Source organism: Bradyrhizobium sp. SYSU BS000235 (genome assembly GCF_049747295.1).
In the GTDB taxonomy this organism is placed as follows: domain Bacteria; phylum Pseudomonadota; class Alphaproteobacteria; order Rhizobiales; family Xanthobacteraceae; genus Afipia.
This window is the reverse complement of sequence record NZ_JBMHJM010000001.1, coordinates 3,796,934-3,823,907: the sequence shown is the minus strand read 5'-3', so window position 1 is coordinate 3,823,907 and position 26,974 is coordinate 3,796,934. Positions and strand designations below refer to the sequence as shown.

At 58.6% G+C, this 26,974-nt stretch carries 22 protein-coding genes and 1 tRNA gene; 9 read left to right on the top strand and 14 right to left on the bottom strand.

From position 1 onward, the window contains the following. Window positions 1–60: 60 nt before the first annotated feature. From ACP0KA_RS17840 to ACP0KA_RS17830, 3 genes are all read right to left on the bottom strand, one after another. Window positions 61–9,234, bottom strand: coding sequence for an Ig-like domain-containing protein (locus tag ACP0KA_RS17840; RefSeq protein ID WP_424630065.1), 9,174 nt, complete (start codon window positions 9,232–9,234; stop codon window positions 61–63). Window positions 9,235–9,947: 713 nt separating this feature from the next. Further along, window positions 9,948–10,226 (bottom strand): PepSY domain-containing protein, encoded by a 279-nt coding sequence (locus ACP0KA_RS17835; protein WP_424630064.1) that lies wholly within the window; start codon window positions 10,224–10,226, stop codon window positions 9,948–9,950. 123 nt (window positions 10,227–10,349) lie between these two features. Further along, a tRNA-Tyr gene (locus tag ACP0KA_RS17830) sits at window positions 10,350–10,435 on the bottom strand. Window positions 10,436–10,652: 217 nt separating this feature from the next. Here ACP0KA_RS17830 and rlmB point away from each other — a divergent pair. Beyond that, window positions 10,653–11,492, top strand: a complete 840-nt coding sequence (gene rlmB / locus ACP0KA_RS17825; protein ID WP_424630063.1) for a 23S rRNA (guanosine(2251)-2'-O)-methyltransferase RlmB — start codon at window positions 10,653–10,655, stop codon at window positions 11,490–11,492. 99 nt (window positions 11,493–11,591) lie between these two features. On the opposite strand, the gene ACP0KA_RS17820 is transcribed toward rlmB, so the two are convergent. Next, window positions 11,592–12,242: a hypothetical protein gene (locus ACP0KA_RS17820; RefSeq protein ID WP_424630062.1), complete on the bottom strand. Its 651-nt coding sequence runs from the start codon at window positions 12,240–12,242 to the stop codon at window positions 11,592–11,594. A gap of 42 nt (window positions 12,243–12,284) precedes the next feature. Continuing rightward, on the bottom strand, window positions 12,285–12,737 hold the full coding sequence (locus ACP0KA_RS17815) for a hypothetical protein (RefSeq protein ID WP_424630061.1): 453 nt from the start codon (window positions 12,735–12,737) through the stop codon (window positions 12,285–12,287). A gap of 406 nt (window positions 12,738–13,143) precedes the next feature. Between ACP0KA_RS17815 and ACP0KA_RS17810 the strand changes: the two genes are divergently transcribed. The 6 genes from ACP0KA_RS17810 (at window position 13,144) to ACP0KA_RS17785 (ending at window position 16,370) form a co-directional block, all read left to right on the top strand. Then, the gene (locus ACP0KA_RS17810; protein ID WP_424630060.1) at window positions 13,144–13,617 is read left to right on the top strand and encodes a KTSC domain-containing protein; all 474 of its coding nucleotides are present in this window, start codon (window positions 13,144–13,146) and stop codon (window positions 13,615–13,617) included. A 56-nt stretch (window positions 13,618–13,673) separates the two neighbouring features. Then, window positions 13,674–14,387, top strand: a complete 714-nt coding sequence (locus tag ACP0KA_RS17805; RefSeq protein WP_424630059.1) for a YoaK family protein — start codon at window positions 13,674–13,676, stop codon at window positions 14,385–14,387. 217 nt (window positions 14,388–14,604) lie between these two features. Continuing rightward, on the top strand, window positions 14,605–14,886 hold the full coding sequence (locus ACP0KA_RS17800; protein ID WP_424630058.1) for a hypothetical protein: 282 nt from the start codon (window positions 14,605–14,607) through the stop codon (window positions 14,884–14,886). Then, window positions 14,883–15,074 (top strand): hypothetical protein, encoded by a 192-nt coding sequence (locus ACP0KA_RS17795; RefSeq protein ID WP_424630057.1) that lies wholly within the window; start codon window positions 14,883–14,885, stop codon window positions 15,072–15,074. Before ACP0KA_RS17800 ends, ACP0KA_RS17795 begins: the two co-directional genes overlap by 4 nt. An 863-nt stretch (window positions 15,075–15,937) precedes the next feature. Beyond that, on the top strand, window positions 15,938–16,132 hold the full coding sequence (locus ACP0KA_RS17790; protein WP_424630056.1) for a hypothetical protein: 195 nt from the start codon (window positions 15,938–15,940) through the stop codon (window positions 16,130–16,132). Window positions 16,133–16,181: 49 nt separating this feature from the next. Continuing rightward, window positions 16,182–16,370 (top strand): hypothetical protein, encoded by a 189-nt coding sequence (locus ACP0KA_RS17785; protein ID WP_424630055.1) that lies wholly within the window; start codon window positions 16,182–16,184, stop codon window positions 16,368–16,370. Window positions 16,371–16,586: 216 nt separating this feature from the next. On the opposite strand, the gene ACP0KA_RS17780 is transcribed toward ACP0KA_RS17785, so the two are convergent. The 4 genes from ACP0KA_RS17780 to ACP0KA_RS17765 all read right to left on the bottom strand — a co-directional run bounded on the left by ACP0KA_RS17780 (window position 16,587) and on the right by ACP0KA_RS17765 (window position 19,600). Next, on the bottom strand, window positions 16,587–17,189 hold the full coding sequence (locus ACP0KA_RS17780) for a hypothetical protein (RefSeq protein ID WP_424630054.1): 603 nt from the start codon (window positions 17,187–17,189) through the stop codon (window positions 16,587–16,589). Further along, a complete protein-coding gene (locus ACP0KA_RS17775; RefSeq protein WP_424630053.1) occupies window positions 17,171–18,256 on the bottom strand; it encodes a hypothetical protein in 1,086 nt (361 codons plus the stop codon). Before ACP0KA_RS17775 ends, ACP0KA_RS17780 begins: the two co-directional genes overlap by 19 nt. Before the next feature lie 325 nt (window positions 18,257–18,581). Continuing rightward, complete coding sequence (locus tag ACP0KA_RS17770) at window positions 18,582–18,965, bottom strand: hypothetical protein (protein WP_424630052.1); 384 nt, start codon at window positions 18,963–18,965, stop codon at window positions 18,582–18,584. A 377-nt stretch (window positions 18,966–19,342) separates the two neighbouring features. After that, window positions 19,343–19,600 carry a septal ring lytic transglycosylase RlpA family protein gene (locus ACP0KA_RS17765; protein WP_424631647.1) on the bottom strand — a complete coding sequence of 86 codons (258 nt, stop codon included), beginning with the start codon at window positions 19,598–19,600 and terminating at the stop codon, window positions 19,343–19,345. A gap of 179 nt (window positions 19,601–19,779) precedes the next feature. Here ACP0KA_RS17765 and ACP0KA_RS17760 point away from each other — a divergent pair, with 179 nt between their 5' ends. Further along, window positions 19,780–22,053, top strand: coding sequence for a lysylphosphatidylglycerol synthase domain-containing protein (locus ACP0KA_RS17760; protein ID WP_424630051.1), 2,274 nt, complete (start codon window positions 19,780–19,782; stop codon window positions 22,051–22,053). Window positions 22,054–22,236: 183 nt separating this feature from the next. Here the strand turns inward: ACP0KA_RS17760 and ACP0KA_RS17755 are convergent, their stop codons facing one another. From ACP0KA_RS17755 to ACP0KA_RS17745, 3 genes are all read right to left on the bottom strand, one after another. Then, window positions 22,237–22,563 carry a hypothetical protein gene (locus ACP0KA_RS17755; RefSeq protein WP_424630050.1) on the bottom strand — a complete coding sequence of 109 codons (327 nt, stop codon included), beginning with the start codon at window positions 22,561–22,563 and terminating at the stop codon, window positions 22,237–22,239. A gap of 258 nt (window positions 22,564–22,821) precedes the next feature. Further along, a complete protein-coding gene (locus tag ACP0KA_RS17750) occupies window positions 22,822–23,073 on the bottom strand; it encodes a hypothetical protein (protein ID WP_424630049.1) in 252 nt (83 codons plus the stop codon). 1 nt (window position 23,074) lies between these two features. Further along, entirely contained in the window at window positions 23,075–23,542 is a 468-nt protein-coding gene (locus ACP0KA_RS17745; protein ID WP_424630048.1) for a hypothetical protein, read from the bottom strand. Window positions 23,543–23,643: 101 nt separating this feature from the next. Here ACP0KA_RS17745 and ACP0KA_RS17740 point away from each other — a divergent pair, with 101 nt between their 5' ends. Continuing rightward, on the top strand, window positions 23,644–23,811 hold the full coding sequence (locus ACP0KA_RS17740) for a hypothetical protein (RefSeq protein ID WP_424630047.1): 168 nt from the start codon (window positions 23,644–23,646) through the stop codon (window positions 23,809–23,811). Window positions 23,812–24,126: 315 nt separating this feature from the next. Here ACP0KA_RS17740 and ACP0KA_RS17735 read toward each other — a convergent pair whose 3' ends face one another. Together ACP0KA_RS17735 and ACP0KA_RS17730 are read right to left on the bottom strand one after the other, a co-directional pair. Further along, window positions 24,127–24,684: a TIGR02594 family protein gene (locus tag ACP0KA_RS17735; RefSeq protein WP_424630046.1), complete on the bottom strand. Its 558-nt coding sequence runs from the start codon at window positions 24,682–24,684 to the stop codon at window positions 24,127–24,129. Window positions 24,685–24,707: 23 nt separating this feature from the next. After that, on the bottom strand, window positions 24,708–26,963 hold the full coding sequence (locus tag ACP0KA_RS17730) for a choice-of-anchor R domain-containing protein (protein ID WP_424630045.1): 2,256 nt from the start codon (window positions 26,961–26,963) through the stop codon (window positions 24,708–24,710). Between the last annotated feature and the right edge of the window lie 11 nt (window positions 26,964–26,974).

Sequence of the window (26,974 nt, the reverse complement as noted above, 5' to 3'; positions counted from 1 at the left end):
ACGAGGCGCTTTTTGGCGCCTCGTTTCCACATCTGTTTTATCGGCGAGCGTCCCGAATTCTCAGGCGAAGTGGAAATCATCCACGACCAGATGATCCTTCGTGATGCCGCTCAGAGTCAGTGTCGATCCGTCGCCGTACTGAATCTGAGCCCCCGAGGCGGTGTCATGAATTGCAGCCATGACCGCATCGAAGTTCGCGAAGGTGTGCGAGTCGACCTCGATCACATCGTGAACCGAACCGTTGCCGGCCTTGAAGTTGGCCACGCTGTCCTGACCGTCGCCGGGCTTGAAGACGAACGTATCGCTGCCCGTTCCTCCGATGAGCAGGTCGTTGCCCTGCCCGCCGATGAGCCGATCGTTTCCACTGTTGGCGATCAGCGTGTCGTTGCCGGCGCCGCCATTCAGGGTTTCATTTCCGGAGCCGCCGGTGATCGTGTCGTTGCCACCATCACCATTGAGCACCGTGTTGCCGGTGCCGCCGACAATGGTATCATTGCCGTCGCCGCCGTTAACCGTCGCATTGCCGGTCAAGGCCATCACGGTGTCATTGCCGGCACCTGCATCGACGATATCCGAGCCGGACGCCGTGAAGATCACGTCGGCACCATTACCGCCGATGATGTGATCGTCGGCGGCAGTGTCGAACAGCACATCCGATCCGTCGGTTCCGTTGACCTGATGCATGTCCGTCACGCCATCGATGGTGAGCACGAACTCGCCCGTCGTCGGCGCGCCGCTGCTGTCTTCAGCGGTGTAGCTGATAGTGACGGTTGCGTGTTCTCCATCGTTGAGAGCGCCGAAAATGTCGCCGCCATGGAACACCAGCTTGCCGTCCACAATCTGGAAGGCGCCGGCTGCAGCTTCCTTGCTCACGTTGATGCCATCCACACCATCAACCTCGAAATGAACGAGGTTCGGATGGCCGTCGCCGGCATCAACATCGGTGTCATTGGCGGTGAGGTCGAACGTCGCCGTGTCGTGCTCGCCGACACGCCCGGTGTCGTCCACCGCGACCGGTGCGTCGTTGACGGGATTAACCGTCACATCGATCGTCGTATCCACCGAGGTGTGACCGTCGTTCACCGTGATCGTGAAGGTGTCATGACCGTTGAAGTCATGGTCAGGCGTGTAGGTCCACTTACCGTTCGACCCGAGGAAGAGCGAGCCATGATGCTGGCCGTGGTCGTTAGCCGTCGAGTAGGTCAGCTTATCGCCATCCGGGTCGGTTGCAGAAATCTGACCAGCGATGCTGTGATCTTCGTCGACGGTGACCACCGTCGCGTCGACCGTCGGTGCGTGATTGGTCGCGTCGATGACACCGTTGCGATCGATCGCACCATCCTTGAAGACGATGTTTTCGACACCGCCGCCTGCGAACTGATCAGAGACGACGACCTTGCTACCATCCTGCATGGTGACGACGAGGTCATCACCGCTCCGCGCCAACGTCACGTCGTTGATATTGAAGTCGCGGAGGCTGAGCGTATCGAAGTCACCCGCATTACCGGCACCTTCGATGATGGTGTCGTCGCCGCCGCCGGACCAGTAGTAGTAGAGGTCCGACCCGTTTCCGCCGATCAGCGTGTCGTTGCCGGCGCTTCCGAGCAACGTATCGTCGCCTTCGCCGCCGCTGAGCGTGTCGTTGCCGATACCGCCATCGAGCGAGTCGTTGCCGGCCCCGCCGTTGAGGACGTCATCGCCGCCGCCAGGGGACGATGACATGGCGATGGAGTCGTTACCGTCACCGCCATCGACGACATAGCTGCCGTTCGCGGTCGAGTTCAGGATATCATTTCCGGTCCCGAGCTCGATCGTGCCCTGCACTGTCGTGCCGGTATACAGGTTGACCGTGTCGTCGCCTGCTCCCATGTCGATCGCAACAGCGCTGGCGTCAGCGGCTTTGATCTCACCCAAGCTCTGGAAGTGATCGTTGCCGTCACCCAGAGAGACCGTGCCGTTGATGTGAGCAGTCGACTGAATGTTCACCTCGTCGTTGCCAGCCCCGCCATCCACATTGCCGGTGATGGTGCCGCTGAGGCCCATATAGTCATCGCCGGCGCCCATGGACACGGCGTTGCCGCTGGTGACGGTGATCGTACCGTCATTGCTGAGGTGATCGTCGCCGTCACCCAGGGCAACGCTGCCGGTGATGGTCCCCGTCGCGTTGTTCGTTACCGTGTCGTCCCCAGCGCCCATGTCAATCGCCATGTCCTTCAGCGCCGTCATCGTGCCGCTGTTGGTCAGGGTGTCGGCGCCGCCGTCCGTGAAGACGCCACCGAGGATCTTACCCGTCGCGGTGTTGGTGATGGTGTCGGCAAAGCTGCCCAGGATATCGATCGCCTCCCGGTTATCGACGTTGATGTTGTTGGCCGAACCTGTCTCGTAGTTCTTCGGGCCGTGACCGTCACCTTGGATGGTGCCGTCGTTAATGATCGTCGTCGAGGTAAAAGCCGCAGCATTGCTGGAGTTGTCGATCTGGATCGCACGGCCGTAGCCGTAGATCGTCGCGCCGGCATAGTTGTGGATGGTACCGCCACCGGCTGCCACGCCTTCGGACACATTGGCTTCGCCCTTGTGCGTGCCGTTGGCACCTTCGCCACGGATCATGCCGTAGTTGTCGAGATAGACGATACCGTCGACATCGACCGCATCGCCGTCGCTGTCGGCGATCTCAGCCGAGTCTCCCAGCATCGTGCCGTAGTTGGTAACGTGAGCCGCCTCCGCCTCGGACGAACCATTGTCCATGTTCACCGCCGAGCCGTTATGGCCGACGATCAGACCGCCCGCATCGTTGATGACGGTGATGGCACCCGGACCGGTGATGGCATGACGCGCACCTTCGATCACACCGTGTCCGGTGTTGTGGACGGTCACCGTCCCGCTGTTGACCGTGATCGCGTCGTCCTTCTGGCCGGCGGCTGCCAAGACCTTGATGTTGCCGTCGTTGATAACGAGGGTATCCGACGTACCGCCATTGACCACCACCGCGCTTGTCGGTCCTTGAACGGTACCGCCCTGCTCGATTGTCAGGGTCTCACCGGCCCCCAGGATCAATGCCGCAGCAACCGTCGCATCAGTGGCGACGTCGATGGTCTTGTAGTTCTGGCTGTTGGCAATCGTCCAGCTGCCGCTCTTGACGTTCAGGTTTTCGGCATTGACCACGGTGCCGAGGTTGCCGGTGGCCGAGCTGCCAACGGTCGCGAACAGATTGACGGTGTCGTTGCCGTCACCGAGATCGATCTTGCCGGTGACACTCGAACCGACATAAGCGTTGAAGATGTCGTCGCCACCATCGGTGAAGATGCCGCCGATGATCTTACCTGTTCCCTTGTTGGTGATGGTATCTGCGAAGGTCCCGAGGATGTCGATCGCCTCGCGACCTGCGATCACGATACCGGCGTCAGAACCTGGTTCGAAGTTCTGAGGACCGTGACCATCACCCTGGATAGTGCCTTCGTTGGTGATCGTGGTCGCGGCCTTCGCGGCTCCATTGGCGGAGTCGTCGACCTGGATCGCGCGGCCATAGCCGTAGATCGTTGCACCGGCGTAGTTGTTGATCACGCCTCCGCCGATTGCCACGCCTTCGGAAACATTTGCACCGCCGTCGTGCGTGCCGTTGGCGCCCTCACCACGGATCGTGCCGTAGTTATCGAGCTTTATCAGAGCGTCGACATCGACCGCGTCGCCGTCGCTATCGTCGTAGCCCATCGACTGGCCGAGCATGGTGCCGTGGTTGGTCACGAAAACGGTGTTTGCGACACCTGACTTGTTGTCGACGTTCACCGCCGAGCCGTTGCGGCCGATCATCGTGCCGCCTTCATCGTTGACAACCGTCAGCGAGCCCTTGCCGGACACCGCGTGATGCGAGCCTTCGATGAGACCGCCATCTTCGTTGTGCACCGAACCACCCGCATCGGAACTCTTGAAAGCAATGGCGTCCTTGCCTGCAATCAGATTGCCCTCGCTGTCGGTGTAATCGTCCATGCTGCGGATCGTGCCCGCGTTGTCGATGGTCGTCCCGTCGCCAGCTTGAATCACATTCTGATCAGCACGCGTGGTGATCAAACCACCAGTGTGATTAACGATCGTGGTGACCGTCTCTCCAATGGTGGCATTAATCGCGATGGTGTTGTTGTCATCGGCTCCGATGATCTGGCCGAAGTTATCGACCGTGTTCGCGGCTCCTAGCAGAACCATTCCACCCGAAATAACACCGGTCTCGTGATTGTTGATCGTCACGTGGCCCGTGGGAGGCACAAAGATCACGCCGTCCATCGTTCCAACCTCGGCGATACCCTTGATAGTACCGGAGTTGTCGATGATCGCGTTCAAATCCCCCTTCAGCAGAAGCGAAGTCCCGAGCACTTCCTCCGGATTGCCGTCGTTATCGAAGCCGATCGAATAGGATTCGACCGAACCACCCTGCTCGACCGTCAAATGCTGGCCGCCGGTCAGTGCTAACGAATCAGCTACGCCCTGAACGTTCCGGATTTTGGCGCCGCCCTTCACATCGATATTGCTGAAGGACGAAGCGTCGGTGACAGCCCAGGAGCCGCCCTCCACGATCAGGTTCTCGGCGTTCGTCACGCTGCCGAGGATGCCGGTGGCAGTGTTGCCATCGGTCGCGAGCAGGTTGACCGTATCGTTGCCGTCGCCGAGGTCGATCTTGCCGGTGACGGTCGAACCGACATAAGCATTGAAGGTGTCGCCGCCGCCGTCAGTGAAGACGCCGCCGATGATCTGTCCCTTGTTGGTGATGGTGTCGGCGAAGGTGCCGAGGATGTCGATCGCCTCGCGACCGGTGATGCTCGCCTGCATGGTCGCAGCGTCTTCCGGCGAAACGCCGCTCGGGCCGTGACCATCACCCTGGATGGTGCCTTCATTGTAGATCGTAGTCGAAGCCAGCGCTCCACCATTGGCGGAGTCGTCGATCTGGATCGCACGGCCGTAGCCATAGATCGTCGCACCGGCGTAGTTGTTGATCGTGCCGCCACCGGCCGCAATGCCCTCGGAGATATTGGCGTCCGTGGCCTTTGTACCGTCGTGATAACCGTTCGCGCCCATGCCGCGGATCTGGCCGTAATTGTCCAGGTTTAGCAGACCGTCGACATCGACCGCGTCGCCGTCGCTGTCCGCCTGCTCTGGATTGGCCATACCGAGCATGGTGCCATAGTTGGTCACGGTCACGATGCTGGTCACATCATTGTCGATGTTCACCGCGCTGCCGCTCTGGCCGATGATCGTGCCGCCCAGGTCATTAATGACGGTGACAGCTTTCGAGCCGGTAATGCCGTGGTGCGCACCGATGATGCTGCCACCGGCATGGTTGTGGACCGTGCCGCCGCCGTCATCCTGGAAGTCGATGGCGTCGTTGACGTCGTCACCAGTGGCTATCGAGGTGATGGAACCGAAGTTGTCGATGGTGGTATTGCCGCCGCCACGGATTGCGTCAGCATCGATCGCCGTGATGATGCCGCTGGCTTCGTTGGTGATGGTGATCGCGGTGCTCTTCGCAGTGACATCCGTCAGGTCGATGGCCTGGCCGCCTGTCGCTGTGATCGTTCCAGCATTGTCGATGGTGACAGTGCCGTTCTTGAAGTTGTCCTTGATGCGGATCGCATCGTCACCCGAGGTGATGACGCCGCCTTCCAGCACATTGACGATCAATGTCGAGCCGTCGTCGAGCCCATCGTCGGCGGTGATGGCGCGGTCATCGCCAGAGTTCAGCGTGCCGCCAACCGTGATGGTCATGCTGTGCTCGACCGATATGGTATTCATGAGCGCCGCACCGGCCGCGATGGTGATCGCGTCGTAGTTGGCGGTGCCATCCGCCGTCCAGATGCCGGCATCGACGTCCAGCGTCTCGACATTGGCGGTCTTGCCGAATGCGCCGACGCCCACACCACCTAGGTGCACGGTGTCGCTGCCGTCTCCGCCATCGATCGATGCCGGATTGCCGTCCTGGATGGACACGTAGATGGCGTCGTCGCCCGTGCCGCCAAGCACCGTATCGCCGGCGCCCGCAATCAGCGTGTCGTTGCCGCCGTCGCCGCTGAGTTTGTCAGCACCTGCACCGCCTTCGATGGTGTCGTTGCCGTTCTGGCCGAACAGCTGATCGTTGCCGTCACCGCCATGGATGGTGTCGTTGCCGTCGCCGCCGACTACGAAGTCACTGCCGGCATCGCCGTAGATCGTATCGTCGCCGCCCTCGCCCTGCAGCTGATCGTTGCCGTCGCCGCCATGGATCTCGTCGTTGCCGTCGCTGCCGTAGATGGTGTCGACACCGGCATCGCCGTACAGCACGTCCGCGCCGCTGCCGCCATTGATGTAATCATCGCCATCGCCACCATAGATCGTATCGTTGCCCGCCGCACCCTGGAGAGTGTCGTTACCGCCGAGACCGGAGATCAGATCGTTGCCGTCGCCACCGAGAAGGGTGTCATTGCCGGCACCGCCGCCGAGCGTATCGTTACCCGCACCGCCATCGAGCTTGATGCCGCCGCCGACCGCGTCGCTCTGGTATGTCGCCGTCACCATGATGACGTCGTTACCGGATGTTCCGTCGATTTCCTCGATGCCGGTATACGAACCAGCGGCAGGCGTCGTATCGAACACGTAACCAGAGGTGCCCGCCTTATCCAGTACAATCTTGTCGTAGCCCGCGCCGCCGGAAATCACGTCCTGTGTTCCAGCAAGGCCGTCGATGGACACCGTCGCCGTGGTGCCGTCGCCCAGCACGATGGTGCGGGTGCCCGATCCGAGCATGTCCAAGCCGAGCTTGAAGGTGTCGTCACCGTCACCGCCGCTCAGCTGGTCAGCCCCCTTGCCGCCGGTGATGGTGTCGTTACCCGCACCGCCGGCAATGATATCCCCGGCATCGGTGCCGACGATGGTATCGTTGCCGTCGCCACCGTCGACGTTGGCCTGCTTCGTGACACCGATAGCGGTGAAGCTGTCGTCGCCCGCGCCGAGCAGAATGCTGCCGGTGATGTTCGAGCCGGCCTGCAGGACCACCTTGTCGTTGCCGTCGCCCATGTCGATGGCGACGGTCTTCAGCGCCGTCATCGTGCCGCTGTTGGTCAGCGTATCATCGCCGCCGTCGGTGAAGACGCCGCCAATGATCGTGCCCCTGTTGGTGATGGTGTCGGCGAAGGTGCCGAGGATGTCGATTGCCTCACGGTTAGCAATGACGATGCCAGCATCCGAACCCGGATCGAAGTTCTGCGGGCCGTTGCCGTCCCCCTGAATGGTACCTTCGTTGGTGATCGTGGTCGCGGCTAGCGCCCCGCCATTTGCTGAGTCGTCAGCCTGGATCGCACGGCCATAGCCGTAGATCGTTGCACCCGCGTAGTTGTTGATCACACCGCCGCCGATGGCCACGCCTTCGGAAACGTTGGCTCCGCCGTCGTGCGTACCGTTCGCGCCAAGACCCTTGATCGTGCCGTAATTGTCGAGGCGCAACAGACCATCGTTGTCAATCGCGTCGCCGTCGCTGTCCGCGTATCCCGCGGAACGCCCCTCCATCGCGCCGCGATTGGTCACATAAACCGTGTTGGCTGGATCCTCACTATTGTCGATGTTCACCGCCGAGCCGTTGCGGCCAATGATGGTGCCGCCCGCATCGTTGATAACCGTGACGCCGAGGCTGCCGGTGATCGCGTGATGGGAGCCCTCGATCAGGCCACCGTTATAGTTATGCACGCTATTGTTCTGGGTTTCCTTGAAGTCGATGGCATCGCCGCCGCTCAACGCCGCGGTATCGGCCGGCACAACGATCTTGCCCCAGTTGTTGATCTCGACGTTGCCGCCATTGCCTATCGCGGTGCCATCCGCCGTATCCGCCGTGACGATGCCGGTGGCACTATTGTTGATGGTGCCTCCGCCCCCGCCGATCTTATTGGCAAAACCGATACCGCCATTGATCAGACCGTCGTTATTGATGGTCACGGTTGCCCCGGGACGCGAGTTCAGATTGAGCAATCCGAGAATCTGGCCATCAAGATGGTTGTCGATTTCCATGGTTCCGGTGGCCGACGAGCTAAGACTGATGGCGCTTCCGCCCGCTCCGGCCTGGATCGTTCCGGAGTTGTCGATCGTCACGTGAGAATTGGTGCCGGCCCAGGTGATCGGCACGGTGCCCGTGCTGCCGATCATCAGTCCGCCCTTTTCGATCACGAACGTCTGGTCGCCGGTCAACGACACCGAACCTTCGACGATGTCGCCTGCCGCGATCTTGGTCGGAACAGGATCGTCGTTGGTCAGAGTGAGGCGGCCGAGTCCCTTGCTGCCGGTAGCGACACTAGCGGGGGCTTCGTCGTTGCTGGCCGCAATAAGCTGAACGGTAATGCCGTCCTTTGCCTCGTAGCGCGTATCGCCAGTGTAGGTCAGTGTAAACGTGGCCGTGGTCTGTCCATCAAGGATTACACCCTCGATCAAGCCCGGCATCGTTCCACCAAAGTCGTCGCCATTGACGAGTCCGGAGGATCCGACAACCTTGACGGTGAAATGGAAATCACCTGCCGTACCGCCGGTGCGCTGGACAGTGAAGGTGACCGTCTGCGCGCCAGCATCGCCTTCATTAACAGTAATGGATGTGGTGCCCGTAAATGAAACGGTCTGCGCAGCTGCCGGGGGTGCGACGGTGAAAGGCGTTGTGGGGAACGCTCCGGCTGCGACCGCAGCCCAATTCGCCGAATTGTTAATCGCGCTCAGATAGTCAGCGAAGCTTCCCATTCCGCTGAGTGAACCGCTATAGCCCACGGTATCAACACCACCCGAGAAGGCGATCGCGTTGACCCCCTCCGTAAGTCCCGTGCCGGTCAAAGTACCGTACTTGTCGCCGTTGTTGCCGGTGAATCCGACATTGGAGATAGCGGCGAGGAACTTGGGCGAACCTGCGGACTCGGTGTAAGCGTATACGGTCTCATTATCGTTCGAGAGACCAAGATTGCTGCTGTCCGTGAAGTTTAATGTGCCAATGGAGGCTGAAGCGCTGGCATTACCGTTCTTGAGATTGTCCAGATCGATCACCGTACCCGCAGCAACATTATCAGTCGCAGTCCAGGTGAAGATGCTTTCGCTATTTACGAAGCTGGTTCCGTTCCACGTATTGTCAGTAAAATTAATGACCGTACCGCTCGCGATGTCTGTCAGAACGACAAAAGAAAGATTGTCGTTGCCGCTGCCGTTGTAACCGGTGAAAGCGATCGAACCTGCGCTGAGATTGGTAGCCATGAAAATTCTCCGGAAATTTAGGCGCACAAAAGGGTGGCTTCAAAAGCGAAGCGATGAGCGTTTGGTGAGGTGAGACGCTGCCCGATCAAAAACCGGGCAACGAGAAATTCGCAGATCAGTGAATTGAATAAACCAGCGGTGTGCCCGGCACGGTTTCAGATTGGATCGTGTGGTGTCGGTGAGAAAACGGAACCGCCGTCGTCATCATCGTCGTCAAACTCCAGCCGGACATCTCACCCGACGCATGCGGGACCGAGATAGCCGATCAACCCTCAAATCAATGGCGCTGGCGCGCCGCCAAATACGCACGCGCGCCTGTTGAGACGCACGTCCGTCGCTTGGTTCCATCCTATAGAGGCGACGCATAACAACTTGGTGACGAATTCTTAACCATATTAACCAGGTCGTGATTTGACACGAATGTCCTGTTCACAACGCCACGCGATCGTGGCGCGCGATGTTGATTCAAATCTCGCAGTGCGAGATTTGCTGAAGGCGCGAGCAAGAAGAAGAAAATTCATTTGCGCGGAGAACAACTCCATGCGCGACTCAGAACACTTCTTTTTCAAATGAGACGTTGCGTTCTCAAACCACAATCGAAGAGCGCTGCATCGCTGGTAGATCGAAGCATATCTTGAGGTCGAGAGTGCGAGTCGCCTTCGCGTCAGCAATACCGAACGTCGTCTCTTGCAACGACTCCGCGTCGAAGCGCGTCACTCTTTCTTAGGCTTCTTCACCTTTTCAGAGAGAACCGCGCCGGAGTTGGGATCGAGATGAAATTCCACCCGCTTGCCGCCTTTCACACCCTCACCTTCCCAGTGGCCATCATCGGCTTCGAGTTCGGTGATCTCAGTGTAACCCGCCTCGATCAACTTTTGTCTGATCTGCTCGCGCGGCATCCAATCCGGACCGGGGTCATCGGCGACAGCATGCGCGAGCGGACCAACCATCCATGCGAGCGTGAGCGCGAGAGCGGTTGCTGCGATCTTCATGGCGACCTCCGTTTTCCCCCAATGGCAACGGATCGCGCGGACGACTGTTCCTGGATCAGACGAGATCAGACGAGGCCAAATAAAAACGCCCGCGGAAAATCAATTCCGCGAGCGTTTTCAAGATGGTGGGGGAAGAAGGACTCGAACCTTCGAAGCCATACGGCGGCTGATTTACAGTCAGCTCCCTTTGCCACTCGGGACACTCCCCCGCTTAACGTCGTCGGCCCTTCACACACCCGAATTGGGCGGCTGGACGGCCATGGATGACGGTAAAAAGCGAGCCCGAAAACGGGCGCCCGGTCGGCGCGTTTATGGGCGAAGGCGTGGGGTAAAGTCAACCAAGGCGGGGAGAATTATGACGGCATTTTCACGCCCGGCGCCACGCCGGAAATTGCCATTATTCCAACCGCGTGGGACAACCCCGGCATGAGCGATTCCACGCGAAAACCGCGCTTTCGGGGCGCAAATCAGCAAGGCCGCGGTAAAGACCGGGGCCAGAACCGCGGCCCTGGCGGCCGGCCGGCCTGGCGCGACCGCGACGACCAGGCCGATGGCCCAGTGATTCTTTATGGCTGGCACACGGTGACGGCCGCACTGGCCAACCCTGCCCGCCGCATCCGCAAATTGTTCCTCACCGAGAACGCCGCCCGGCGCCTTGCGGAGGAGAACATCGACACCCGCGTGACGCCGGAGATGGTCCGGCCCCAGGAGATCGACCGCCGCCTGAGCCCGGATGCCGTCCATCAGGGTCTGCTGGCGGAGACCGATGCCCTGCCCTCACCGGATCTCGATACGCTTGCGCGCGAGGGCATCGTGCTGGTGCTCGACCAGATCACCGATCCGCACAATGTCGGCGCGATCCTGCGCTCGGCCGCAGCGTTCGACGTCAAGGCCATCGTGACCACGGCCCGGCACAGCCCGGAAGCCACCGGCGTGCTGGCGAAGTCCGCCTCCGGCGCCCTCGAACTCGTTCCCATCGTCAGCGTGCAGAATCTGGCACGGGCGCTGACCCAAATGAACGACCTCGGCTTCATGACTGTCGGCCTCGACAGCGAAGGCACCGAAAATCTCGCCGGCGTCGCGCTGCAGGCGCCGCTCGCGCTGGTGCTCGGTGCCGAAGGCAAAGGGTTGCGCCAGTTGACGCGTCAGACCTGCAAGGTGGTTGCGCGCATGGACATGCCCGGCGCGATCAAGAGCCTCAACGTCTCGAATGCGGCGGCGCTTGCACTCTACATCGGCAGTACGCGTCTCGGCCTGATGAGCTAACGCTCGTTCAACACAAAACAAAACGCCCGCTTAACTTGCAAGCGGGCGTTGTTCGTTTGCGGATCGCGAGCGATCAGAGCTCGCGGTCAGAACGTGCGATCAGAACTTGTAAGTGTGCGGCTTCATCGGCACGTGCGCGCCGCGCGCCAGGCTGTCGCGCGGCACCTGACGGAAATGCGGATAGCCATGCCGGCTGGCGTGTCCGTACCGGACGCCGGAACGCGTTGCGTAGTAATACTTCGGCGCGCGGTGCGGACGATAGCCGCGATGCGCGTAGTGGCGGCGGCCCCAGCGATAGGTGTAAACCCTCGCTCCGCTGATGCCCGGCGCGCCGTCGTAATAGTGATGGGTCGCATTCGCGTACGGCCCGCCATAGTAGCCGTAATAGTAAGGACGGCTGTAAGCCCCCCAACCGCTCACCGCACGTTCCTGATAGGTCGGGAACGGAGCGTAGTTGCCGGGACCGGTGTAGGTCGGCCCCTGATTGACGTAGTAGTATTGCGGGCTCTGATAAGGAAATCCCGCGGTCGGATCCGGCAGGCGCTCACGCACGCTGTAACCGTAGCCATAGCGGTAACCGCCATAACCGTAGCTGGAGCCACATCCCAAGCCACTGCCGCATCCGTTGCCATAACCATAATAGCCATAGCTGCCGCATGGATCGGTCGCCGTACATGCCTGCACTGGCGCCGCCGACATGGTCGCCGCAAGGACCAAGCCCGCGATCAACCCCGCAATTTTCTGACGCATTGACACTCTCCTGTTCAAAAACCCGCTGTTGATCAGCGATGTTTAATTTCGGAACTGCTGAAACCGATTCGGACGACCGCCACGGATTTCCGGCGCAACGATCACCGGCGGTGGATCATACGGAATATTCTGCTGTGCGGGCTGCGGCGATTGCGCCGACCACGACTGGCGATAGCTTTCCGCCGGTTGCGGCAGGCGACGGTTGGCCGGCGGTTCGATTTCGAGGCGGCCATAGCCCGGCGTGCGGCCCGCACTCGGATAATAATGACCGACTTCCGGGGCGATGTACTCATCCCAGCCGCCATAGACGATGGTCTGCGGCTTGAAGTGATGCGCGAGACCCCACTCGTATTCGACGACACCGTACGACGCATCGCGGCCATTGATCATCACGGGGACGCCCGGCCGTCCGGGAATCACGATAAGCGCACCGCTGTCGGCCATCGCCGAGGCCATCGTTCCGAGCAAAATCGCCAAAGTCACTGACACGCGCATTCCAGGGCAGCCTTTCAAATGACGGCCAACCCTAATCCAGCCCTTCGCGGCAGGGGTTAAAGGCGGGCCCTAATCGTCCGGTAAGGCTAATGCGCAAGCCTTGGCAGACGTTCAATGTTGAAGAATTGCGATAAGGTTTTGGAAAGTTGAGGTTAATGGAGGGTTGCGGGTGGCTGCACGGTCCCGGCCGCGCGAAACCGCGCGTTGCCGCCACACCATAAGGAATGAAAAGTCAGGGAAACGTGGTGCCGGTTGAGAGGATTGAACTCCCGACCTTCGGTTTACAAAACCGCTGCTCTACCGCCGGTTTGAGCATGGAGAACACCAATAAATACGGTGTTTATGCGGGGTTTTTGCACTTTCTAGGCCACGGCAAACCCGGCCTAAACGGTGAACAGAAGCGGTTTTGTCAGGCACAAAAACAGGCACAGTTTGTTCGCATAGTGTTCTTGTTGTATTTGAATTTTCCCCCTTCAAGCGCATCGTTTCTGGCGCGAAACTGGTGCGGTATTTCCCCCGTGATTGTCCAATGCTGAGGCTGTTCTCCCTGATCGCTGCCGCTCTGTTATCTGCCTCTTGGGCGGGCGCCGAGACGGTCCAAGTGAAGTATCGCGGCGCGATCGACCTAAAGGAATTCACCTGCCAGGACATCACACGCAGCAGCTTCATCAATCGCGTGTGCTACGACGACTGCAATCAGTACATGATCGTCCAGCTTCAGACCGTCTATTATCACTACTGCGAATTGCCCAAAGCGACGTTGACCGCGTTCCTAAACGCGTCGTCAATGGGGCAGCATCGGGGGGCTCAGGCAAAGATGGGCCGCCTTCGATTGCCGGACTCATCGCGTCCCGAGTTACTAGGCCGCCCATGCCAGTGACAAATCGCTGGCCACCGTGATAGGACGGTACAACTCCTACCGACTGATCTGACAACATGCTCGTACATCAGGGCTCAGGCCGGACCGAAGCGTTCGACCGCCGGCTAGCTGTAAGTCTCGCAACAATTGCTGGTGCGCTCAACGCTGCCGCGTTTCATGCGGTCGGCTTCTTTTCCGCGAATATGACGGGCAACGTTTCAATATTCTCGGATCGGGTTGCTTCTGGCCACCTCCTGCCGGCCTTCGGTTTCTTCGCGATCGTCATCGCGTTCATTAGCGGTGCTACTGTCTCAAGCCTGCTGATTAACGCAGGTAGGCGGAGGAAAATACCAGGGATATTTGCGTACAGCATTTTGGCCGAAGCGGTCCTTTTGGCACCGCTTGGGTTGGCGGACATCTGGTTGCGTGAGGCCTGGCGCGTTCCCCTTATCGTGATGGCGCTCAGCTTTCTTATGGGGCTTCAAAATGCTGTGGTGACCAGGATATCAAATGCCCGTGTGCGGACCACCCACGTGTCAGGAATGGCCACTGACATTGGAATTGAACTGGGCAATCTCTTGGACGTCGCGCGCGGAAGGGAAGCCTTTGACCAGGCAAGCAACGACCGATCCAAACTGCTGCTCCACGTTCAAACTGTTATCGCGTTTCTACTAGGCGGTGTCGCCGGCGTCATAGGGTACGCATTCATCGCTGGCGGGCTGTTTCTTCTAGCTTCCGCAGTTCTGTTCTCTATCGCGCTCTCTGGGATATTTGCCGCGCGAGGTGATTAAGCCGACCCGATCAACCGAGAAGCGCCCAGTGCCCGTCATCGGATCATGTTCCAGCATGAAATTCGAAGAAGCCCGTCCCCCGGAAGCCGCAGCAACAGTGCCCGTAATCATGCCTTCGAATCGGCTTGCTGGGCCGCAGGAGGCACGAATAAGAATTTGTGGAACATAAATAATCAGATGATCTTGAATGCAGTTAGTAGCGTGCCGGAGTTGCGTTGTGTCCTGGGAAGATCGGTTCCATCAACCGGTGCAGGTGCCATCTGGTAGACCACTAGAAACGTTAGCGGATGCCCGCGACTACATTCTTGCCCTCCCTGAAGCGCAGCAAAAAACACGTCCTGTTCTTACCGCGACTGAAGCGCTTTTGCTGGCCGCAACACGAACCGGTCCGATACAGCATGCTCAGTGGGGAATGTCCCAGCTAATTTATGGAAAACCGGACGGAGCGCTGAAGCGTGAGAAAAAGGTCCTGAAGATCGGGAAGCGGCTGGCGAGATGAGCGACGACAAACCGAGCGATGGCATTCCAACAGGCTGGGAGCCGAAAGCTGATATCGATCATCTGACGATCTGTTCGACCTGCGGCAAAGGTTACGACATGCGAAAGCTGGACGAGGTTCTGAAACATGTCCACGGCGGTAAGATCGAAATGATCGAGACGTTCGGGCCGCCAACGCGGAGGCAGTGAGTGCTCTGGACGACTTCCGAAAGACCGGCAAGATTACCCTGCAATGAAACTGGCACCCGGGACGTGACAGCCTCGCTCAACAGGCTACCTAGCGGGGATCGGAACTGCTAATATCACGTCGAGCAGTTTCCTTTATTTTGAGCGGTGTCGTGACCGACGAAGCGGTTTGCCCCAACTGTGGTTCGCCTATGACCCGCGTCATCCAAGGACGGCGGAAGAGCTGGCAATGTCCGAAATGCGATGCGCCGACAGACCCACTCAAGAGCGAAGATGCACAGGCTTGGGCTCACAGTCCGCTAAAGCCTCCCGTGTAGGTTTGCCGCCTGGTTTCACAGGCAGGTGGCAAAGGCCGGCCGGGCTAATTGAGGTTCCACGAGCCCGGCCGATCCTTTTCATAGGAACGATGATGGTCAAGGGAGTTAACTAAGCGTCTCGTCGAAATTATCGATTCGATTGCAATGTCGCCAGATCCCGCTGACCGCCGCTTATATCTATTGGACCAAATCGAAAGATGCTTTCGACTCGCCGCGGCGGTCGATCCCACGACAGCCGCGGCTCTCCGAGAGGTCGCCATGGAACATCAGGTGGAGCTTGAGCGTTTACGGTCAACTTCCCAGATCGAGCCTGAACTCAATGCCGAAACACGTCACAAGCCGGACATGGAAGGCTGAAGATATCGAGCGCTTAAGAAATATGGTGGCGGCCGGCATCTCCGCCGCACGAGCCTCCGTCGCGTTCCGCCGCAGCGTCACCGGCGTGAAAGCGCAGGCCAAGAAACTTGGTTGCCCATTTCCAGATGAGAGGCATTTGAAGCGCGACCGGCGATCGGCGGGCGTCAATGCTACGGAATGGGCGCGCTTCAGATGATCGACGATAGCGACGGCGGCGGTCTCTCCGGGTGGAAAGCCTACAATGAGGACGAACACTCGATGACGTGCACCGTGTGCGGCGTCAAGTTCGACATGCGTATGCCGGAGAACATCGGCAAGCATCTGCACGACGCAAGCGGTCTCGAGCTTGTGGAGATTTTCGGTTCGCCTACGCGGCGGAGAATGTGAGAGGAACCGGATTGTCGCTTCGATGTTGGCACCATAATGGAGGTGCACAATGGCAGCAGAAAACGATGGCAAGCCGTGGAGCGGCGACGATCTTCAGACCCTGAAGACGCTCATCACAGAGAATACGCCCACCAGCCTGATTGCAATGAAGCTCGGGCGGACCGAGGATTCAATTCGCGACAAAGTCGCAGCGGAAGGCCTATCTCTCGCTCCCACGAATCGCAGCCCGCGAGATTAGAGCGATTGCAATACCCTCTCTGGGGTATGCGGTTCGGGATTTCCTGGCGCGAAATTCCTTCCATGGACAAAGAAACTCGCTTCCGAATTGCTGTGGTGATACTGGGCGTTCTACCGATAGCGCTTCTCGCCTTCGCTCTCTTCAGACGATGAACAATAAAAAAGCCGCGCCCCAGTTGAGGAGCGCGGCTTTACATAACGCCAGACAGAGCAACGGTTATATGCCTTTGCGGTTCGCCACATCCGTCAGAAAGTAAAGCGACCACAGCACTGTCACTGAAAGCAAGGAAAGCAACATCGATAGCGTTAAAGCGCCCCCTGCATGAAGGGCAAAACGCAAGTACGGCAATTTGGCTGTCCAAGCCAGCACCGCATCCTTCATCAAACCTGCTCCTACAACAGCGAAGAGCGTCACAAGTCCAAGGAAACTGAGATAGCCAAGCAGAAAGCATAGAAATTGGCGCATCGTAAGCGCATCATTGTCGAGCCACAGCTCTGCACCGATCGGGCGTTTGTCTATATTCGGACCTGGCGCTCCCATTGACACGGCTGCAAGTGCGCCGATCATGAAGGGGACCGCCATTACGAGCAGATCTCGGGCAAATCTCAGGAGACCTCCCTCCCCAAAAAGGGCGGGGCGAGGATCAATGACCATATAGATGGCCCAACAAAGTATTCCGACGACGACGGGTATGATGACGTCGTATTTGAACTTTTCCGGATGACGAATTTCGAGATATCGCAATGGCGCAAGCAAGCGCAGGCGTGACTGCTTACCTCCTTGCTGTACGTCCAGAAGCTTTATTTGCCGCGTTCCCATAGCTCATCCTTGTCCACGAATGTGGCCATTTGATCGGCTACTTGATCATCTATTTCGGAATACCAGTCGCGGTAGTCATGCTTTAGCGACATCAGCTCTTTTTGACACATCAATAGGTCGGTAGCGCCGGCCAAAGCTTGATGTACCTTTCCCGTGATCGTCCCGCCATTTATCTGACGGTATGTCAGCTTGGTCTTATACCCATTCGTTTCATAGAGGGTTCGCAGGCCAGTGAGCCACTTTATGCGCTCAACTGGATCATTCGGTCCGCGATGTGCGTTTATCTTGAGAACAACGTCGGCAATGATTTCTTCATCCAGTACATGGTCCTTGCCGCCGATTGATTGCTTAGCCGAGCGCTTCGAAAAGATCATATGAGCAAGCTCTCGCCCGCCCGCCGTGGCGAAGGACAGCGACCTACCGACATCCGCGAGCAACTCAAGCCGCGGTGTATATTTGTATGTCTTGGTGTTCATCCTCCCAGGTTTTTTCTTATCAGGAGAATGGACTTCGTAAGTGAGTTCGTCCGCGCGTGCCCAACGTCGCAATTGCCGGTTAATGAAGCTCTCGATCATTGATCGATTGATTGAGTGTGCAACCTCTATAGCGCAGCGATATTGCCCATCATCATGCTGTGTAGTTGGAAGGCGAACGACAATATGAGCGGAGACGCCACCACGTTCGTTCTTCCTACCTGCAATATCTCTCCCTTCCAGACTTTCAGTGTCGACGACAGAAAATGTCCGTTTTCCTTGATCTACGTATTCCAGCAGCAGCTTCGCATACGAATACTGACCTGACTTTTTAACTTTGATATCGCGGAGCCAAATGAAATTGAGCCCGCTGCATCGCGCAATTCGTGCATCCTCTGTCTCATCCGCATCCCGTTCAGCATCGGCGCCGCCGATAAACTCGATGGCGTGGCCAGCATTTTTCCTGTCTTGCAAAACAGACAGAAGGGCCTCGCCCCCGACCAGCGGCGGCTTATATTCTGGAGGTGCATGCGATGTAGAAGCACTCGCCAAACGATTGAGAATTACAAACCGCTGAAAATCGTCGTCCGCCACAATAGTCCCCCGGCCACGTCGCCGGGAGAATGTCACAACCATGACGAGCTTTAAACGGGCTAATATAGTTAAGAGTAGTCCTCACCAGGATTCTTCATCGAGATGTAAACAAAGATTAATGCATTGATTTTTCTAATACATTTCGAAGATTCACACCGTGCTGCTGTTTAGGACGGCCCGAAGCCCGAGACACATAGAAGCACCGCCGCCGCCAGACCGAAAACGACTCAGCCGCGCGCGTTAATCATGGCGATGCTCCCAGATTAGCCAGGCGATCAGGCCGATAAGCAGTAGGCTCACGACGGTATTCACGAGCGTGCGCGGGTTAATCAGCATTGGCCCATCGGCTCCCGTGCGGGTTCACGATGGCAAAGCCTGCGATCGATCTGGCGTGAATGCGTGTCCGCCTGCCCCCACTGTTCGCGTCGTAGGCCATCCACGTTGAACCGCTGATGTGATGCTCGAGCACAAAGACGTGGTGACGCCGAACGGCGACCATCCCCGGCGCAGGCACCGAGCGCGGAAAGCGATACCAATTCCTCGCCAGCCACAGATCACGCACTGGCCGCCCGAATACCCGGACAGCCGCACCGCAGCCGCAAAACGCCCGCGTCGGGCAACCGGATGGATGAGACACGATCTCGGCACGCGCAGGCAGCAACAGCAGGCACCGCAAAGCGCCCGCGAAAGCGGTGATGCGAAGGAACATTCGATTTTCCTGATGGTTATGAGATAGCGAGGCTTCTGCCGTCGAGTTGGTGATGCTCTCGATGGCCTAACTTGGCCGGTCAGGATCCCCCATCCGGCCGGCCTTCTTGTTGGGATATGCAACTTCTGGTATTTGAGTGCCGCTTACCCTGCTCGCACGGGGTAGCGCTCAACTTTCGGCCCGGCCGGTTTGTTGATTGCCCGGTCGGGTCTTTTTTCTATCCGTACTGCCCCTCGATATTCGCGCGTAAGTGTGTGATCCAGCCGTTACGCTTCCGCAATTCGAGGTTGACCACGACCGCCACTCCACCAGGAGCCACGCGACGAGCCCGATCAGCACCAGGACGGCAATCGTGTTGACGACCATGTTGGGGTTAATCACTGCACCGTCACCCTCGCCGTCCCGCCCATGCCGGGCGCGCGGGCAGCGCCATAACTGAGGTCGATCCAGCGGCCACGGATGAACGGGCCGCGATCGTTGATGCGGACCTCAATGCTCCGACCGGTGTGCAGATCGGTCACGGTAACTCGTGAGCCAACGGGGAGCGTCCGATGCGCCGCCGTCATCGCGCGCGGGTTCATGATTTCGTCGGAAGCCGTTCGCTGGCCGCCGTAGGCATCACCGACGCGATGCAGGTTTCGGCATAGGCAATCGTCGGCGCGCACAGGGGAGTGCGGCCGCAAAGATGATGCGAAACATTCAAATTCCTTGGGTTTGTAACAAAGCTTTCAACTGTTCGCCGCAATTATGACGGAGGGCTTCCGCCGGATTCAACCTGTGGTATTATGGAGTTCCACGGGGAGCAGCCGTTAAGATGAAAAAGCGTTGGGCCATCGCGGCTCTGACCTTGATTTACCTCGCCGGAATCCTCTGGCTGGTTGATCTCAAAGACGTCTTCGCACTCAGCTCCAAGATCTCACCCGGAACGCTGGCATGGGTGTCTGGGCTCGCGATCCTTGCCAACTTATTCGCCTTGATCCGGTCACGGAGCGCCATTCGAGCGCTCCGTTTTACCGCAAGCTGGCGCGACATCTTCCTGGCGTTCGCCGCTGGCAACCTCGCCACCTTGGCATTTAACGTTTTCGGTCAGAGCCTTTCCCGCGCTGCAATTCTCCAGCGATCGGGCGTGCCGTTCGGCATCACGGTGGTGGCCACCTACATCGAGCGCGTTCTCGCCGCTGGCATCCTCTTTCTTCTCAGCCTGATAGCCGTATTCATTTTGTACCGCGGTATCCAGGTCGACTTCATTCAAGGCGTAGGCGACCTGATCTTTTCCGCCGTCGGCATTGTCATTGTTAGTGTCACAGTCCTAGCCACCGTGCTTCGCGGCCGCGCGATGGAAGGAGCCGCGGAGACGTTGAGGCTCATTGCGAGGTTGGGGCCGAGTTCTTTTTGGACCATCCTTGGATTCGGTGCAGGACTTGCCGCCTATCTCGTTTTGTTTGATGCGCTCGATCACACCACCGCATCGATCGAGCTGGTCTCCGCACTGACGATTGTAATGCTCGCTACAAGTCTGCCTATCAGCTTCGCGGGCTTCGGATTGCGCGAGCTGAGTGCAGCGGCGACGTTGTCCATCGTGGGTATCGAACCATCGGTCGCGGTCGCAGCCTCCGTCCTCGTAGGCGTGATTTACATAGGTGTGGCCGGACTTTTTGGATTGGCTGCGCTGCCACTGACAGCAAGAACCGAGGCACCCGCCCCTGAAGAGTCAACACCGTCAACCGGACGAAAACTCCTCACCGACTCGATCACCATTCAGTTTCTCGCGCTGACGTGCGCGGTCCTGATTTTCTTCCGGGTTCGCGTGCCTGTTTCTGACCGCGATCTACTGATCAATATCAACGTCGCGGATATTGTCGTCATCGTTGCATTTACCGTCATTGCTTTGACGGTTGCAGCAGGACGTATTCGAGAGCTTTTCCCCTCAAGATTGTGGTCCTCGCTGATCCTACTGACCGGCTCCATCGCGGTCGGGATAATCGACGCATTTGCGTATGGGCATCTTGGAAGTTGGGCGGTCTTCACCCGCGGATGGGGATGGGTTGTAATCCTCGGATATGCGTCGCTGGGAGCTGCCACTGTGAAGCTCGCAGGCGAAACCGGGCGTGAGAAGATCGCTGGGGCTCTAATATGCGCAACTGTAACGATTTGCGCATTGCAGTTGATTGGCTTGTTGTTCAACTCGATCTACCCACTTCCCACCTATGTCGTTTTCATACCCCTGCAAGGATTCGCCCGGAATCAGAACGCATTCGCGTTTGACCTTGCGGTAACGGGCGTTTTGTTAATCGCTGCAAAAAATTGGGGGCCGCTTAGAAACCGCCGCGCATTATCAGCACTGCTGTTCTCGGCTCTCTCAGCCGCGATGTTCTTAACCGAGTCTCGAACCGCCATAGTATTTGTGTTCTTGCTCGCCGCCCTCGACGTCGCTTCCTATGCTTATTTCCGGTCGAGATTTGCAGTTCCTCTGCCAACTTCTACGATTGGGGTGGCCGCGATATTTCTGGCGCTTAGCTTCTCTGCGCCTGTTTCGCTGCACACAGCGAACCAGCTCCCACCGCCAACACACAACATCTCTCCTTCAGAGTCGGCGAAGACCAAGACCACGCGTTTAAACCATCCTTATGCAGACCTGGAACGAGCCGATACAATCGTGGGCGGCCTAACTTCATGGAAGGAGAGCCCCATCTTTGGCGCCGGAATAGGCCGATACTTCGAGACATCAAAGAAGGTGGACCTGAACCCCAAAAGCATCCATTCGATCTATGTATGGTTCCTTTCTGAAATGGGGATGGTTGGCCTGATCGCCCTTCTCGCAAGCGCCGGGCTACTCACGTTCAGCGCGTTTAAGCTGTTGCCGACTGACGACGCTCGATGGGGCTTCACTGCGCTGGGGTGCCTGACCCTGATGGGCATCGGCGGACTAGTGCAAGATTTCAGTTACCAGCGCATATTCTGGTTCGTCTTAGGGCTATGCTTGGCGACTTCCGCGCCGGCAACAACTTCGACACTGAAGGATCGAACATTCATCGGTGCAGTGGCTGCCCTATCCGTGGTGCTTCTCGTTTGTTGGCACTTGCGATGATCGGTCTTAGGAGTCGGCTCGTGCAGATCAATCTCTCGATCGTTGCTTGGTGGATAGTCGCAGCGATCTGCCTGTTATTGCTTTGGCAGATGCCCGCCTGACGTCAGAGTGCTTAAGCAAAAAGAGTGCCTCTCAGTCCTCACGGGTGCGGCGGACCTTTGAGTAACTTCGGCTCAGCCAACGTCATCCATATTGTCCCTCGACACTGGACCGCGGATGGGTGATCCAGCCGTTGCCCTTCCGCAATTCGCGGAAGTCGTCTTCCAGCGCCGTAACCCGCCGATCGGTGTCGATCTGTCGTTGCTCTCCGACGCGGATCGATGTGTTCATGTTCGCCACTTCCTTTAGCACCTCGACCAGCTTTTTGATTTCGGCCTGCATGGCCGTCATGCTGGTTTCTATTTTCGTGAGACGCCCGGATAATCCCCAGCCACCGCCGAACGCGCGCATGATGACATTGAACGCGAGCGTAACCGTGCCCACCGTGACGACATTCCATACAGGGTCCATCAGCCCAATCCTATTTTGAAGGTTTCTTTTTTCGCCTCGTGACCGCGCACGCGCGCGCAACGTCGCGGTCACCGATCGATTGAACGGCCACTTGAGCTAAGGCACTGTTGGGCGCGGCCTCGATTTCAGCAGCGACCTGGTTTTGAAACTCCTGCGTCCAAGTTCGGACTGGAGGGCAGACAGCCGGCGGCACCGTCGCCGGCATTTCGCAAGTCAGCATGGCAAAGCCGAGCGCGAAGCCCGTGCACGTGATCGAGGTCATGCCGAGCCTTCCCTGAGGCGCGATATCGCATCCGCCGCAGACTTCGGCGCATCGGCCTGCGCCTGAAGTTCGGCCTGCTGAGCATCGATGGTAGCTTGCTGGCTTGCGACCGTAGCGTTCGCAGCAGCTAGGTCCGACGTGTTCTTGTTCGCGGTGTATTTGTCCCATGCGCTGAGCAGGAACTGAGCCAGCCACCCGAGCAGAAGACTGGCCCCTTGCGAGGCCAGCCATGTTGTGAGCGTCGCCACGTTACGCGCTCGGGGTCGCAGCCGTAGTGGTCGTGTTCGCGACCTGCGGCAGAAGCGCGAGGATCTTCTGGGCGATGGCGTCGGGTGTCAGGCCGAAGTGTGCAATCGCATCAGGAGCGGCCTTGATAACGTAGTTCACGGCATCCGCGATCAATGCGCTTTTTACGTCGACCTTGACGCCCTGTAGCTGATTGCCGAGCTGGTTCAGAACCAGGCCGGCTGCATTGGTCGCCGCGGTCTGCAGGCTTGCCCGCATGCTGTCGTCAATCGAGACACCAAGCTTCGTCTTGAGCAGGTTCAGCACCCAGCCGACGAGGAACGTGATGACGGCGCCGATCGCGGCGACGATGTACGGAACAACGTCCGACCAGATGTCGCCAACGGCAATCGTGGTGTCGGCACGCGCTGCGGAACTGACGGCAACGCAGAGCACGGCAGCGCAAAGCGCCGCCTTAAAGAGACGGTTCATAGTTCACCTTTAGTTTTTGAAAGATGCGCAGGTAACCCGCCTACGCGCGGGAACACTGATTAGCATCGGCATTCGAAGTGCCGGTCGCGGATAGGATTAAGATGAGAAAGATGTCCGAGGAGCTTGTGAACACAGAGAGGAAAGCCGGTGCACTTAAGGCCATTTTCGCTGTTGACCTGCTTACTCTCTCGATCACAGCCATTACTTGCCTGTGCCTGATCTACTATCTTGCAGTCGGCGACTTGAAGCCGATGGATTTCTTTTTCTGATCTTCAGGGAAGGTATGTATAGGAACATAGATCAATCGCGCGTCTCGCCCCGAAGGGGATGGCGGCTATGACGGGTGTCGCCGGCTTCCGAGCCATGAGATTTGCCCCGTAGCCCTTGCCGCGGTAAAAGAACCGATGAAGGACTTGAGGAAATCTGACTTATTTGTTGGGATCGGTTCCGGCATAGCGGGCGGCCTTCTGCTTTTGACCGCGGCCGCGCTGGCGATATTCCTTTTGTTTCCTCGGTATTTCGATGTTTGGAACCGCAGCCCGCCGCCGACGGCGAAACAGCAAGCACCTCAAAACGATCGGTAGCTAGGCCTCGTTGGTCGAAAGTTTGCCGCTCGAGGCCAGCATGACCTTGCGAACGTTGTCGGGCTGGGCCTGATAATCCGGCCGGCGCGCGCGGTAGAGGCGCGACTTCGCAATTCGCGTGATGCAGACCTTGTCGGATTGGTTGCCGCCGAGACAATGATAGGCGCCGAAATCCTCCCCGACGTACAGGGCGACGTGGCCGCCTCCATTGCGCTTGAAGGTCAGCACGTCACCCAGCATCGGGACTGGCGCGAGCTTGCCAAAGTCCGCCCAGGACAGCGCCCACAGCGAGCTATCAACCGGCTGCTTCCCTGCCCGCTTGGCGACGATAGCCATGAACAAGCCGCACCACGGAATCGAGTCGTGGCTGTAGGTCTTCGACAGGGCGAGCTCTGCAGCCCATGCCATGATCGTCGGGTTATCCTTAGCCCCAGGCCCTTCCAGCGTCCCAAACAAAGACAGGGCCTCAAGAAGCATTTTCGGACCCGGCTCCTTCGACAGCCAGGCGTATTCAGCGGGCAGCGGTAATCGCTCCCGCAGGGATGCGAGGTCGGGCATGGGAAATCTCCGATTTGTGGGATTTAGTGAACGGCTAGGCTTAGCCCGTAGATCGGGACATTCTTGCTGTTGAGTGTTTTCACCCGAGCCGCAAACGAAGTGCCGCTCGTACAAGCCTGATCAACGCTCTCGACCACCTTCCGTCCGCCTTGACTATTTGATGTGACCGACGATATGGACGCGCTCGACCAATTCGAGCCGCCGTCACATGTAACCTCTACGGTCAAATCCGTGTTGAGCGTCGGAGACGCGACGTTATCAAACTCAATTAGAACACGACCGCTGCTTACGCTCGCGTCTGCTGTCTGCATCGCTGTCACAAGCGTCATATTGCTTGTTGTCGTCGTATAGTTGATTTGGACCTTAATGGTATCGCTCGACCCGTAGTTATCAGGCGAAACACCGACAGCCGTCGAGTTGCGGCCGGAGTCGTACCCCGCGATTGCCGCCGCTGTAGTGAGAGCCATATTCGCGGTTGAGCTTATTGAGCAGTCGAGGACAATCCAATACGTCGTGCCGCTTGTGACGGACGGGGGCGAAGAGAAGGTGAATGTAACGTTCCCGGCGCCTGTTATGTTTACAGTGTTGCTGGCCGTCCCGATCTGTGTGCCTGGGTGCCCGCTCCCATTGCTGTACAGGCGAGCGGTGACATTCCCACTTGCTGCGACGCTTGTGATATTGATGGTGACAGTCGCAATCGTGCCGGTCCCTGTCGCAACCCATCGGAAGCCGTGAAAGACGCTGGTTCCCGTTCCAATCGACGAGCCGCCAAGGGTAATAGATGCCTTTGAAGCCTGCGCAAAGTTTCCATCAATGGGACCAACCATACTCGGCGCGACATTCCCCGTCGTAGCCCCCGCCGATCCCGCCGTCACGGTGTAATTCGATGACGATGCCGTGAGAATGCCGTTCGCCGTATCGCTCGCTCCTTTGAAGCCCGTCGCGAAGCTGTTCACCGTCCGTCGATACTCTGGAAACGACTTGGACTGATAGATCATTGAAAGCCCAAAGTTCTGACGTTCGGAGTTTGTCAGCCCGCCGCTACCCCCACCACCAGCCGGGGCGTCCCACGATCCGTCGGCCTTCAGGTATTTGGCGGCGGCGGCATCACCAGCGCCAGGCGCAGGAACAAGCCCCTTCGTGCCGCCCATGCCGCTATCGCCGATCATTGTATTCAGCGCCGCCGTGGCTTGTGTCGCTGTTCCGAACGCGGCCCCATTCAAAGTGAACACGTTGCCGGTGCCGCCGGTGTTGAAGCTTTTGTTGGTGAGCGTGTCGGTTGTGCCCCGGCCCACCAGTGTATCGGTCGATGTCGGTAGCGTCAGGGTGCCGGTATTGACGATCGACGAGAACGACGGCGTTGTGAGACTCGGCGACGTCGCTCTCACGACTGACCCCGTCCCGGTGTTCGCGGTGGCTGCGAGGCCGTTGATCGAGAATGAGTTGCCAACTCCTGCGGTGTCGAACGTCTTATTCGTGAGCGTGTCAGTCGTCGCCTTGCCGACAAGCGTGTCTGTCGCTGCCGGCAGCGTCAACGTGGTAGTTCCTGCTGCTGCTGCAGCCTTCACAGTCGTGAGGCCCGACGTCGCGCCCTTCAGGATCACTGTAGCATCATTGAACGACTTCGCGCCCGTTACGGTTTCAGCGTTGCCAAGGGTCATGGCAGTGCCCGACGCCGCCGGGCCGGTCAGCGTCACACCATCAGGAATGGTCAACGTCGCCGAGGTCGCAGGCGCGGTGAACGTGATCTTATTGATGCTGGTCGCAGTCGCTGCGCCTAACGTTGGCGTCACCAGCGTCGGCGCCGTAGCCCGCACAACAGATCCGGTCCCAGTATTCGCTATCGCCGCGAGCCCGTCGATGCTGAAGCTATTGCCCGCCGCGGCCGTGTCGAACGTCTTGTTTGTGAATGTGTCTGCCGTTGCTTTCCCGACCAGGGTGTCCGTCGCTGCCGGTAGCGTCCAAACGTAGGACGACGCCGCAGCCGGCGCATTGAGTGTCCCCGCACCTGATGTGGAGCCCGCCAGGAGCAGCTTCGCCGATGCGAACGTCTTAGCGCCAGTGATCGTTTGGACCGCCGCAAGAGTTGCGATGGTGTCGCTGGCATTCGGCAGCGTATAGGTCTTGAGCGGCGTCGCCGGACCACTGAACTGCATGAACGCGTTGCCAGTGCCGCCTTTCGGACCCGAGAGTGGCGATGTGCCGGGACTGACCTGGGCGAACGCCGAAGTCGAGAATGCAACCGACAGCGCAGCCGCAATCATGCGAACCGTTTTCATTTCGATTTCCT